General features: G+C 55.2%; 6 protein-coding genes. All 6 read right to left on the bottom strand.

From position 1 onward, the window contains the following. Positions 1–48: 48 nt before the first annotated feature. Positions 49–3,219 carry a GAP1-N2 domain-containing protein gene (locus RJP21_RS01445; protein WP_310857785.1) on the bottom strand — a complete coding sequence of 1,057 codons (3,171 nt, stop codon included), beginning with the start codon at positions 3,217–3,219 and terminating at the stop codon, positions 49–51. After that, positions 3,216–4,478, bottom strand: a complete 1,263-nt coding sequence (locus RJP21_RS01440) for a hypothetical protein (protein WP_310857784.1) — start codon at positions 4,476–4,478, stop codon at positions 3,216–3,218. The genes RJP21_RS01445 and RJP21_RS01440 overlap by 4 nt, the downstream gene beginning before the upstream one ends. A gap of 960 nt (positions 4,479–5,438) precedes the next feature. Beyond that, the gene (locus tag RJP21_RS01435; RefSeq protein WP_310857783.1) at positions 5,439–6,086 is read right to left on the bottom strand and encodes a beta-mannanase; all 648 of its coding nucleotides are present in this window, start codon (positions 6,084–6,086) and stop codon (positions 5,439–5,441) included. An 18-nt stretch (positions 6,087–6,104) separates the two neighbouring features. After that, a complete protein-coding gene (locus RJP21_RS01430) occupies positions 6,105–7,385 on the bottom strand; it encodes a vWA domain-containing protein (protein WP_310857782.1) in 1,281 nt (426 codons plus the stop codon). A gap of 59 nt (positions 7,386–7,444) precedes the next feature. After that, the gene (locus RJP21_RS01425; protein WP_310858109.1) at positions 7,445–9,901 is read right to left on the bottom strand and encodes a transcription initiation factor TFIID; all 2,457 of its coding nucleotides are present in this window, start codon (positions 9,899–9,901) and stop codon (positions 7,445–7,447) included. Further along, the gene (locus RJP21_RS01420; protein ID WP_310857781.1) at positions 9,901–13,293 is read right to left on the bottom strand and encodes a tubulin-like doman-containing protein; all 3,393 of its coding nucleotides are present in this window, start codon (positions 13,291–13,293) and stop codon (positions 9,901–9,903) included. The genes RJP21_RS01425 and RJP21_RS01420 overlap by 1 nt, the downstream gene beginning before the upstream one ends. Positions 13,294–13,341 lie beyond the last annotated feature (48 nt).

Below are 13,341 nucleotides of genomic sequence, written 5' to 3'. Positions count from 1 at the left end.
CCGTCATGCGGATCAGGACACTCTTTTCGTTGATGTCACGTCGATCGATCAATTTCCCGTATCTTGCGTGCCGGTTTGCGAACCGTCCTCCATGCCTCTTCCCGCGGCATTTTGGTCGTCCGAATTTTGCGCGCCGTCCCCGGAAACCGCCGTTTTGCCGAGCTGGTCTTCCGGTATGATGGCGTAAGGCACGTTGTCGACCAGCACTTGATCGACTTTGTTCAGGTCAAGCTTTTTGATGAGCTTGAGCGTTACCGTGCTCGTATAAGCTTCCGGGCCGTCGGTCTCCGTCGTCCCGGCATCCCCGCTGCCAACGGCGTTATCCGTTCCGTTTCCGGAGTTTCCGGAAGTGCCGGATGCACCCGCGCCTTTCTGATCGGTTGCGGTTCCATCCAATGCGGCGGTGCCGTCCGAATTTCCGGTCTGGTTCGTCGTGCCGTCCGTACCGGACGCGATGTCTGAGCCATTCGCCGTCCCGTCGGTTCCGGTTTGCCCGGCGCCGGTTCCCGTTCCGGAGGCCGACCCCGCCCCCTGATCCGATGCCGGTTGTTCTGCGCAGGCATGAACCAGCTTCGGCGTCGGAACCTCCAAAATGATGCTTCCGTCTTTCCCCATTACCGTTACTTCATTCGCCGCGAAATCGCGGCAGGACGCCGGCTGCTTGAAATGGAATACAAGCTGGGTCACGCGGGTTTTGTCCGCGTTTTTGATCGTTTTGGCCGTTAAGACAGGCACTTCCTTCTCGATCTTTGGCGTTTCTGGCGGCGTCTCCGGCTTATCCTGCTGTGCGGTTCCCGTTGCGGGCGTTTTCGTCTCGGCATTAGCCGGCTTATCCGGTTCTTTCTTGAATCCTCCGTTGGCCTGCATGACGATCAGCATGCCGCCGATCACGACGATCATCAGCATCAGCACGGCGCTCAGCCTGAACACCCGCGGGTTGCCGCGGAAAAACTTGACGAGCGGCGACGCCAGTTCATATTTAATTTTGTCGTAGACCGGTTTCAGCACCGGAGCGGCCGTATCGAAATATTTCCGAACGTTTTCTTTGTTTTTGAATGCGTCCGTATCGTATTTCTGAAAATATCCCATAATTGCCGTCGCATAAGCCGGTACTAATCCCCGCGGGCGGACAAACGCAGACTCCTTCGCGGACCATTCGATAAACTCGTAGACCGTCTCCGGATGCGGGGCATGTTTATGCAAAAATTCCATCAGCCCGTTATAATCCACAGCCCCTGTAGCGACGTCATAGCAGAAAGCAAGGGTGATGCTGCCGAAACGGGATGGTCCCACTTCTTTCCGCAGCCAGCCCTGGGCGATCCGCTGAACTTCGTCCCTCTCCTCCGGAGACAATCCTCTAAAAAGGGAGGCCTCCGGATAAGGACTCGAAAACCACTGGTGCGCCGCCAGCATGACCTCCGCTTTCGAACGGGTGCGGGAATCAAACCGGGATACCCATGAGCGGAATTCCTTCGGATTGTTCAAAAATCCGATTTGCAGCAGCTGCTCTTTCGTAATCTTGTCGAGCTGAACGTCTTTCAGAAGGAACAGGTTCGCCGCGTACATCAGCCTGTCGACGAAAAACGAACCCCCTTCCACCAACGAAAAACCATGCTGCGGGTCTTGGTCCAGCTCATCCAGCTGATCCAGCACCTGGTTCACGGCTTTAACCGGTTCCGCTTCCTTGCGAAGCTTGTCCACCAGCTGGTTTTCGGCGGTTTGAACGAAAAAGTCGCTGTGCAGGACAACCGGATGCGACGTCACCCAATGATGCAGCAGGTCCGCGACGTCCCGCGCTTTCTGCGCTTTTTTCAGCCGGTTTTCAATATATGGATTAAACAGCAGCTTCGGCAGGCCCGGACTGGCGAGCACCCGGCCGAAAAATGCCGCGAACAGGTCCGGGTCGCTTTCGATCATCCCGTAGATCGGGGACAATACATCCTTGCGCCCGAGCGTAATGGCGTTGTTCAACGTGCGGATAAAATACTCTATGATCTTCCGTTCGCTATGCTTTTTGTCGACCCGGTAATAATCCTTGATGCATTCCAGAACTTCAAGCTCGGGGAGCTCCCCTTGCTTCACCCGGTCGAATTCCAGATCGAAGCTGGCGAGGAACAGGTCGTTAAGCCGCATTTTTGCAGGCAGGGCGTCCGCCGGCGTCAAATAATCCAGCATAGCCCGGAGCACGCTCAGCCTGTTCGGCTCGTACAGCTCCAGGTTGCCTTCCTCCATCTGGAAAAGCACGGCAAGCTCATGATAGCTTGCGATCGCGATTTGGCGGATCGGTTCCATGTCTTTAAGCATCCGGGCGGCAAAATCGTAAAAGCGTTCCGCACGCTCCGCATTGCCAAGATTCGCCCATGCAAAATCCAAATAAGGCTGGTCATCCCAGTCCAAATCCGTGTTTAACACGCGTCCCGCCGCCAGCTCGAACAGAAAATCCTTTTCGATGCTGCGGTCGTTCAAGCGCAGGCTTCCCTTTTCCACGAACATGATCTGGATGCCTTTTTTGCTCTGCGGCTCCCGGGCGTAGGTCTGAAACCCGAGATGGCGGCGGACGCCGTAAGGCAAACTGGCGAATAGCAGCATGAGCAGCCGCTTCGCTTTTTCGGACAGCTGCTCGATCTCCACATCCAGCACGACATAGACCTTCTTCTTGCCGGCCACCGAAGCCATCGCGGCAAACAGCAGCTGCTTGAACACCTGCTCGTCGATTTTAAGCTCCTGGAGCAGCCCAAGCGCCTCATCCCGGGTCGGGTGACCGTCATGCTCCATGGCCGGGATCGCGGGCAGTTCCGGAAGGTCCATTCCCTGCTCGATATCGTACCGTTCGGCAAACGAAGCGTTCAGCCAGGTACGGTAATCCGTTTCCGGCGAATCTTTGAAATCTGCGGGAATGACGTAGTTATGCGTAAAAAAGGCGCTGCGCAGACCCGTAAAATCCGCCGGCAGGTACACACTCCGCCCGACGATCGTTTCGCCGGACTCGGTATGGATGACATGCAGGGAGTCCGGATATTCCTGCCCTTCCTTTTCCGCCCGTGCCGTAAGCTCCGCAGGAGCATCGTATTGGCAGTACGGATGAAGCACTTTTTTGATATAAGCATGATCCAGTCCCGTGGAACGGGCGATGGTGTCAAACCCTTCGTTATCACGGAAAATGCCCCGCCGCTCGCGCGTATACATCTGCTGCTGCACTACATTCGGGGGTAACATCATGCGTCTTCTCTCCCCTCTATGTAATTCAGCTTATACATCAGCCAGATAAACGGCTCATCCACGCGGATCGGGCTGACGACGGACTGCATTTTTTGGTTGACCGGGTTGCTGCCAAGCGCCGATACCGCAAAATACGCCGTATTGGAAAAATACACATCCATCGTTCCTTTGAACGGACGGTCCACCTTTTCGATGAAGCGGCGGATCTCGCCGTCGATGTTTTCGAATTCGGTCAAATTGAGCGCCTTGCGGTGCACCATGTTGTGGAACACGTTGCTGTTCGATTTGATGTATTCGCCTTCCTCGTCCTTCAAGGAATGGAGCATATCGCTTTTGGTCAGCACCACGGCGGTCGGAATATCGGTTTTGCCCTTATCCTCGTAAGCGATAAAATCGCCGAACAGCGTCAGCACCACGTCCCGCGGCTCGTCATACTGCGATACCCATTCCCCCGGCTCGTCGCCCATCTGGATGCGGATTTTATCGCGGATGGAGCGGATTTGCAGCGGATCGACCATAAACAGGATGCCCGCCGAATTTTTGATATGCTGGCCGTGCAGGCCGAGGTAATCCTCGTCGACCATTCCTTCCCCCGCCACGTCGAAAAACACCAGCGTCAGCGGCGGTTTGCTTTCGTCCTTAAACACGAATTGGAAAATAAAAGGCTCCTGCATCTTTTCCTTCTGCGTCGAGGCAAGCAGGTCACCGCGTTCAAACAGCGGCTCCTCGTACATCGTCCGGAATTTTCGGCTGATTTCCGCGTTCAGCGGCATGCATGCCGCATTGAAATGATCGGCCGTCGAATGCTGAAGCGTATGGATCAGCGACGTCATATACACGGATTTCCCGACCTGGGAAGCGCCGATGATCGAAATGATGTTGCTCGGCACCTTGCCGGACGTGACCGGAAGCTCGTTATGGCATTTCGGGCACAGCCGGTGGCGCGTAACCACCCCATAGCGGTCATTCAGCCCGACAAGGACATGGTCGGAATAAATGTGACGTTCCACAGGAATATCGCCTGGCCGCAAAATGGCTTCCATATCATACACCGAATCAAGGCCGAAGCGCTCCCGGTACCGGTTCAGCACCTCATCCTCCTGCAGCGCATAATCCTCGTCATCGTCCCGGCTGTGGGCCGCGCGGAAGACAACTTCGTCCGGCGCGAACTTGCTGAAGCAGTACGGACACACAATATCGTAAAAAAGCGGCTTTGGCTCGGCGATCGGTTTCTTTTTGAACATATTGAAAATGCCCATTGGTTTTCTTTCTCCCCCTTTGCCTGGTGGGTTGCAACGTTGGCGGCCTTCAAGCTGCCCTTGCGTATGGATCATCATATCAAAAATCATATTAAAAGTTCAGTATGAAGCTTTTAATGGAATGTTTCATTTATGTTATTAAAACTTCACGCTATAAGTAAGGCTTATGCTAAGCACGATGCAAGGCGCCGTTGCGATGAAGGAACGTTCTTCCGATCTTGGGTTCAGATACGATTCGTGCCCTTCGCTGCCCTTGCCTCGTATCCATCTTCCTACTACATTATACTTCCTAAAGCAAGAAACTTCTCGTTTGGGGTGTGGGGCTCCGTGAAATCCTATTCTAGCAATGTTTATGACCTTATGCTCCTGCGAATCAGCTTGCACCTTACTCTCCAATACCAAGCGGAATGTAAATTACCCGCAGAGTCTACGTGCCTCCTTTGAAACCGTGTTATTTCTTCGCTTCAACGGAGCAGGCGGAATCATTCTGAAGAAGCGTTAGCGGTCGCCTTTGTCACCGCAAGAATGATCCACATGCGGAGTGATGCCCATCCCACCCTCGAATCAGCTTACTTTCCTCTCGAAACACCAGCGGAATGTAAATTACCCGCAGAGTTTACGCGCCTCCTTTGAAAGCGTGTTATGTCCTCGCTGGCGGAGGTCCAATCTATTCACTCCTGCAATTAAGCTTACACGTTCCTCCCTAAACACCAGCGGAATGTAAATTACCCGCAGAGTTTACACGCCTCCTTTGAAATCGTGTTATGTCCTCGCTTCAACGGAGCAGGCGGAATCATTCTGAAGAAGCGTTAGCGGTCGCCTTTGTCACCGGATTCCAACCATAACATACATTCCAAGGAATCCGGGGGCAACAGCGATCGGAAGAATGATCCGCATGCGGAGTGGTGCTCATCCCCCTCAATAACACGATTTCAATATACGAATAAACACAATGAAAATTTACGATTCCGGCACCAACTCATACATCTGCCCATACCTCTTCCCATCGGTAAAAAACAGCCGCACAAAATCGTTTTTGCCGACCTCGATCACCGGCAGCACGTTTACGCCGGCCTCAAAATCCGCCACAAACGGATACAGCGTGCCGTCGTCCTTATTCGCCGGGTAGCCGCCCGTTTTTTTGACGTAGCACAGCGCCTCTTTCGGGATCGGAATTTCGGTCGTTACCTTGATTTGCACCGCCTTGTATTTTTGCAGCCAGCCGCCTTTGTGGCGGATGGAAAACCACACCTTGGCTTTACCCGTGCTGAATTCCTGCCGATTCTGGCCGTCATGCTGGCGGATCAGCGCCGGGCCCTCCTCCGTTTCCGTGGCGGCATAAATCGTGTATACGACCTTGCCGACGCCGTCGATCCGGTCGTGGTAACCGTTCGCGGCCTTGTATTCATTCCGGGTGTACAGCTTCAGCCTGCTCATGTTCGGCCGGCGGGTGTCCTGCATCGGCTCCTCACCCGCCAAGCAGCGCTCGATATAGACCGCCTTGATGTCCTCCGGCCAGCGCCAGCGGAGCGTGCAGCGGTCTCCATCCAGCTGATGGGTCACGCCGCGAATGAGCATGGAGCTGATATCCGCATCGATGAACCTCATCCTGTTTTCTCCTCCCGTTTAAAATCCTCTGCTGCCGCTGTTTTTGTTCCGGTCCGCAAATCCGCCCCGCGAACGCCCGGCCAAACCCGGACGCTGCAGGCCCGCTTCGAGCTTCCCGTTTTCTTTGACCGGCACGATCGCCGTAAAGACCGCCAGCACGCCGGCAAGCACCAGGCAGGCCAAAAGCCGGATGATGCTGTCCTTCCAATCTTCGCCCGTCAGGCCGAACTCCAGCAGCAATCCGGCCAGCAGCCCGGAAACCGCGCCTCCGGCGCCAAAGCTGCGCGCAAGATAACGGTTGTCAAAAATAAGTCCCAGCGCGAGGCCGATGCCGGCGCCGATCAAAGCGAGGAAAACCACGCGAGCGATCAGATAGAGGACGCTGTTTGCCTGCGGTCCGGTTCGCTCGGTAACAAGCGTGCGCTCGCCTGCGTCCCGGTAAATTTTTTGGAACACCGGCGACAAATCGCCGGCATTTTGCACGTCGTAATATTGTCCGCCCGTTTCCTGCGCGATCGCTTTGAGCAGGTTCGAACCTTGCGGATCCATCAGTCTCAGCCCGATCGTGTTCACTTGAACTTGCTTTTGCTTATAAGGAGCAAGCGCCGCATTCAGGTCGACGCTGCTGGCGCCGTCGGAAAGCAGGACGACCATCGTCCCGCGGCCCGCATTGCCTTGATCTTCGATATGCTCCATCGCATCGGACAACGCCAGGCCGATATCCGTGCCGCCGTCGGTCGCTTCCAGCGCGTCGATTTCGCCGGTGACTTGGTCTTTGGCAGCTTGGTTCTTCAATTTCGTAAAAGGCTGCAGCAGCGTCGTCTTGTCGTTAAACACCAGTACCGCTACCCTGTTGCTGCCGTCCATCCGGTCGATCATGTTTTTGGCGGCAGTATAACGATCATTATCCGGGTCCGTCTGCGTCATGCTGCCCGAGTTGTCGATGACCAGCGCGATATCCTTCACCGGCTTCATTCCGCCGCCATTGATCTCGTAGACGAACTCAAGCGCCAGCGCCAGAACGAATATCATCACAAGCGTAGCCGGCACCAGCAGCTTCCACGACGTCCCTGCATATCGCTGTCTCCAAGAGGGGCCGTTCAACCGCGGCGACATGACTTCGGCGATCAGGCAGCCGAGCCCGATAAATAAGGCAAGCAATCCGAAATAGAGACCGATTACCACGATCCGCGGCCAGTTTTCTCCCCACGTATTCAGCATGATCTCCGCGATAATGTAGCCGACGGCGCCGCCAAGCAGGCTGAAAAGCAGCAGGAGCAGATTCAATTTTCGCTGCATATCCATCTTCCTTTCCTATAAAGCCAAACGAAAAGTTCGGCGACCGATTGAAAACGGGGCTATTTGAGCTCCGGCAGCCGCTCGGCTTCGATTCCATGAAATTCGTAGCCGTTTTGAACGTAGGTTTCGTAATACACTTTGCCGTTGCGGTAATACATCAGATCCTCCAGATGAAAACCGCCCATCAGGTTCAATTTTTCCACGCCGCTGCTGCGTTTCTCGTGCACGACGCCAAGCTTGTAGATGCGGGAGGTTTCGTCGGCCCCGGCCGCATACCGGATAAACTCGCTTTCCGCATCCCCGAAAAAATATTTCTCCTCGTAGCGGTGCTCCTGCGTGTATTCCAGGAGACGCAAGTTGATGACCGCATGCTCTTCCAGCGTCCGGTACAGCTTTTTGAACAGCTCTTCCTTCGACAGCACCTGGCGATTGCCGTATTCCGTCGTGACATTCGCTCGGTTCAAAAGCTCCTCTTCGAAGGTCTGGTCGAACGCTTCCGATTCCAGCAGCTCTTGTCTGCACACTTCGATCAGCCGCAGAAGCAGCCGCTCCCTGCCTTCATCCAAAAGCTCCGCCAAACTTCCCATGTACCGTTCCCCGAAAAAGACGCCTTCGCCGCGCCGCGCTTCCAGCTCGCGCATCAGTTCTTCCGTGACGACGCCGTAATACTCCATAATGTTCTGGCCGATGTAATCGTCGGCCTCCCGGATGCTTGCGCGGGCCGCATGCAGCAGCATTTCCTGCAACCCGGTAAGCTCCAGCGCTTTTTGCTTATATTCCGCGTGAATTTGCGTCAATTCCGCCTCGTAACGCCGATACAGCTTCAGTTCGGTTTCAAGCAATAGCAGTTCCAGCTTCCGCCGGTACACCGTTTCGAAGAAAAAACGGATGAAGCTGCGCACGTTATGCTTCTCCATCAGCGGCCGTTTCGGGAACGGCTGGTTTTCGACGCGCTCATCATAATAACTTGCAAGCTCCGCTTTTTCGGCTTCCAGATGCCCCGCCAAATCGCGAATCCGGCTCCGTACCGCCTCCAGCACGCTGCCGCCGTTTTTCTCGTCGGTCCATAACGCGATCCCAAACATCCCCACGGCGGACCGCTCGCGCAAACGGCGGCGGATGCGTTCCCGCAGCCCTTCGCCGGTCTGCTGCTCTTTCAGGCGCTGCTCGGTTTCCTGCACGTAATTGCTTTGAAAATACGCCTCGCAGCCGCCGCCGAACAACGCCTCCTCCGCGTCGCGCAGCGTCATGCGCTTTAACGAGCCGTAGCTGACCGGATGCGTCATCATGCCGGTCATCTCGGCGATTTTGCCGCCGTCCGGAACCATTCGTTCCGCTTGCCCGGATATGGCCGCCGGATCGAGGCCGAAAAAGGACATTTTTTCTTTGAGTCCCCACTCCGGCACGTTTTTCATCCGACTGAGCAAACCGCCGTAAAAATGGTACAGCACCGCAAGGGCGATCGACTCGTTCGGCCGCTTGACGCGGGAAAAACCTGCCGAAACGTATCCTTGCCGGCCGGATTCGGTCATGACGTTATTTTTGAAGGAGGTGTTGTTGTATCCTCCGGCATTCAGGTCGTAATGCCCTTCCTTCTGCTTCCGGTTTTTGAGCAGGCTGACATGGCAAATGATTTCGTAATTATCTTGCATGCCGTGGGCGGCCGTAATGCCGCGCTCGTTTTTGTCGGAAAGCACGTACACAAGATCAAACAACGGGGCAGGCTGGTGCGTGACCGGGATGGACAACCCGTCCTCCGTGACATGCAATTTGGCCGAAAAACGATAGTCCGAACCCTGCATCACTTCCAGCTCCCGGAGAAAAGCGACGCCCGCCGAGCTGCCGTATCCGAACGACTCCATCTGGTCCCGTTCGCTGATCAGGGCGTACAGATCCATCTGCACCGATTTGAAGGACTGGGCGAAGATCGACTGCGCCAGCAGCGAAATTTCCGGTATGAACACATTAAGCGGGTCGTCGACCCGCGTAATGACAGAAAGATGAATGCGGTCGAATGACGAATAGAGCCGTCCGTAGTCCGCTATGTTGTAACTGAGCTGCCGCAATGCCCGGTTCAGGCCGTACAGCTGCTCTTCGTTCCGGTAAAAAGAATGGTACAGCGCTTTGCGGAATGTCTTGGGATCATTCCCTGCCGGTCCGGCGTCGATCGTAAATCGGCTGACCCGCAGCAACGCGCTGCCGGAAGCTTCGTCCGCCCCGGGTTCCCGGATTCCCCCCTGCGTGGAACCAGGCTTCCCGAATTCCTGATTGGCCAGCCCGGGGGTCGTTCCCCCGGGCGCACTCCCGGTTCCGACATGAAAATACATGACGCCGGCGCTGTTATCCCATTTTTTATGGTTAATGCGCATCATCGGCTCGATCGCCTCGGCCGACTTATCTCCAATGAACAGAAACACGGCCGGGTAGTGGATGCTGCTCTGGTCATCCCCTTTGCCCGACAGCTTATCCTGATCGGCGGCATAACCTGCGGCGAACCGCTCCAATACCCGCTCCATCATGATTTCAACCTTCTGCGGATATCGTTTAATTTGGAGGACACCTGCTTATAGAACTGATGGCGTTCTTCCCCGTCGGCCAACTCCACCTTTTCGTATTCCAGCGTCTCCCGCGCGTCGAGGAACGCCCCGGCCAGCTCATCCAGCTTGGCAAGCAGCGCCGAAATATCCTCGGATGCCGTCAGCTCTTGATCGCGGCGGGCTGATTTGCGCATCAGCGTGCTCCGGCTTCGCTCGTCCAGACCGCGGAAATGCTTGTAGACCTCGTACTCCACATAACGGACGCTTTTCATCAGATTCGCGAACGGTTCCCACGCCTCTTCCTCCGGATCGCGGTCGTAGACGTACAACGCGCCTTTTTTGCAGATCGTGCCCGTGTACATCGCTTCGATAAACTGGTCGATCCACTTTTCTTCGTCCTGGTTCCGGCTGATGACCTCCTCCAGCTCCTTCAGCTTGGAATCGATCGCCCGGTATTTCGCCAGCTCGGCGCGCATGGACGCAATTTGCTCCGGCGAGCGGATCAGGTTTTCTTTAGCCATCTCTTCATTGATGCTGCCGAAAATGTCCTTGCTGCCCGTTCGTTCCAGACCGCCTTCAAGCAGGCGCTTCAATTCGGTGACGGCCCGTTTCACCTCGCCTAGATTCGGCTTGGCTGCCTCAAGCTGCATATCGTAAGCGCGGAGCCAATCATTCAGGTCGAACGGCTTCGTATACATCACAGCGTAACGGTTGCTCGTATTCTGATCGATGTCTTTTTCCACGATGACCTTGTACGCCAAGGCCTGGTCGAATTCGGCACGAACGCGGGCGTTGTAGCTTTGAACCCGCGGGTTGACGTAGGTTTCACCCCATGATTTTTCCGGGATCGGCGACGGCAGGTACGTCCAGTTGGCGCGGTCGGTCTGCACCAAATGGCGTCCGATGCCCTCTTTGTCGAGAATGGTGCGTTCGTAACTTTCCTCGTACACCTTCAACGGCGTATACACAAACAGCGGCACGCCGTTTTTCGTGTTCAGCCAGAAAATCCGGTTTTTCACTTCGCTTTCCTTAACCGTAAAGTTCGATTTGCCGATCGAATTGTTCTGGTAGTTGCGAATCCCTTTCAGGATGCTCGGCGCCTGCACCGGCACGGACACGAAACCCCAGGAAGGGAAATAGAGATTGCCCGCGCTGTTGCTCAAATGGAAGACCGGCACGGCTTCCTCGTCCAGCTTGCTGGCGATTTTCCGTTCGACGAATTTCTCGATCGACTCCTCCTGCCCGAACTTCATCACGAGGAAATCCTCCATCGATTTCGTGATCAGGTCGCCGAATTTCTCGGTCAGGAAGTCCGAAATGGAACTGACGATGTCGATCTCCTGTTCCTTGATCCATTGGTCGGAATGGCGCAGCAGCTCTTGGGTAAAGTCGCGGATCAAATCCTCCACGTCCTTCTGCTCCATCATCCGGTTGATGACCTTGGAAATGTCCGGCACGCTGACGATGTTCCAGTAGTATGTTTTGTTGCCTTTATGGTCCTGCTGCTCCTCGCCGTTCAGGAGGATGTCCCCGTTTTTGGCGAAGATGGCGTTCAAAGCGTTCAAAATTTCGGTATATACGTTATAAATGCGGTTGTTTTCCTGATTCAAAAGATCGTACAGATCTTCGTAAAACTCGATCATCTGCTCCGTGCGCTCCACGTCCGCCATCAGCCAATATTCGTTGATTTTCGCTTCGATGTAGACGTTTTTCTTTTTCTCCTTCGAGACAAAAGCGCTTTTCGCGTCGCCCAGACGCTCGTTCGCCTGCTCCCTTGCCGCTTCGATGTCGCGCGGAATGCGGGTCAAATTCTCCCGCAGCGTCTCGATGTAGGACAGCAGCATTTTCAGGAGGCAGAAGCCCTTTTCCGTGTACAGCAGACGGGATACGTAAAACGGACCCTGCTGCGGATGCAGGAAGATGCGGCGCACCTGGTCGCTGAACTGCTCCACGATTTCGCCGGGCAGCTGCTTTTTCGCCTTGATGTATTCTTCACGGGCGCGGGCCAGGAACATCTGCTCCAGCTCCGTATCCATGCTCACGACCTGGTTTTTCACGACGTTCGTATAACTCAGGCGTTCGCTGTTCTGGTAACCCGGCAGCGGCTCGGGCACGCGGGATTCGAACGTTTTGACCATCGTGTCGAGGTCGATGCCGAGCTTGCGCGCGAATTTCTCCACGTCCTCCTGGCTTGGCGCCTTTTCGAACATCGTTTCCATTTTGCCGAACAGACGGTATGCCAGGAAGGTCGTCATTTCTTCAATCGGGAGCACCGCGGACGATGCGCCGATAATGTTGTAATCGTAGTTGGCCGGATACATCTTGTTCATCTGCGCGATGTTCGTGCGGATGTTGCTGATGTAGTCATGTATGGCGAATTCTTCGCCGGATTGTTTTTCTTCGCTGGCCATAAAGTTCGTAATATTCTCGGCCGTGACGTTCATGCAATAGTCGTACGCGCTTTCCAGCAGTTTGCCCTCCGTATTCGTCGCGGAAATAAGATGGCACAGGTTAAACGGCGGCAGCGGCGAATTGACCGTCAAAATGTTGCCGTACTGCTGCTTGAAGCGCTCGCCGCGGGCGTCGACGTTCATCCAGTAGTCGAGCTCCTTCAGGGCGGCGTAGCCGTTTTTCTTGATGTATTCGCGCGTATGTTCGCTCAGGCTTTTGTTCGACAAATTCACGTCCGGCGTAAACAGGTAGCCGAGCGTGTTGACGCGGTCGATTCCCGCGGAGCCGTAATCGCGTTCGATGATGCCGCGCACGATATAGGCGATGTCCAGGAAGCAGCCGCTGCCCGTGCCGCCGGAAAGGCCCGTCAGCAGAAACACCATCAGCTTTTTGTTGGTGCCGACGGAGAGCGTTTTGATCTTTTTGTCGATGGCTTGAACGACCTGATTGATTTTCGTGAACAACAGCAGGCGTCCCGCTTGGCGCACCCCGGCCGCGCCGTTCATGCCGTCGGTGATGCTGAGCTCGGGAGACAGCCAATCCGTGATGTAAGGCTCCAAAATGCTGCGGTTCTGCAGCAGCCCGCCGATTTCGGCGTTGGAGAGCAGGACGAATTCGTTGATCGAATCCAGCCCCACGCCCTTATAGCGTTTATTCCGGTCCTGTTCGTTGGTTTCAAACGCCAAAAATTCCACGTTGGCCGGTTTCTCCATTTTTTTCTTGGACAGCGGATCCTCCGGCAGCTTGAAGCGGCGGTTGATTTGGTATTTCAGGCGCAAAAGCGCGTCAATCCCCGTGCCTCCAAGGCCGATGATGAGAATCGGATTGTCGATCGTATCGACCCGGATTTTCTCGCTGACGATCCCTCCGCCAAGCGATACGTCAAGCTGCTGGATGTGTTCTCTTACTACCGGTTTCATCGTTTCCCCTCCTGAGTGCTTCTCAAGGTTCGTATATTTACCACGTTT

Source organism: Paenibacillus sp. VCA1 (genome assembly GCF_031583795.1).
GTDB lineage: Bacteria > Bacillota > Bacilli > Paenibacillales > Paenibacillaceae > Paenibacillus_AQ > Paenibacillus_AQ albilobatus.
Note: the sequence above shows the minus strand (reverse complement) of the source record. Positions and strands in the feature narration are given on the sequence as shown.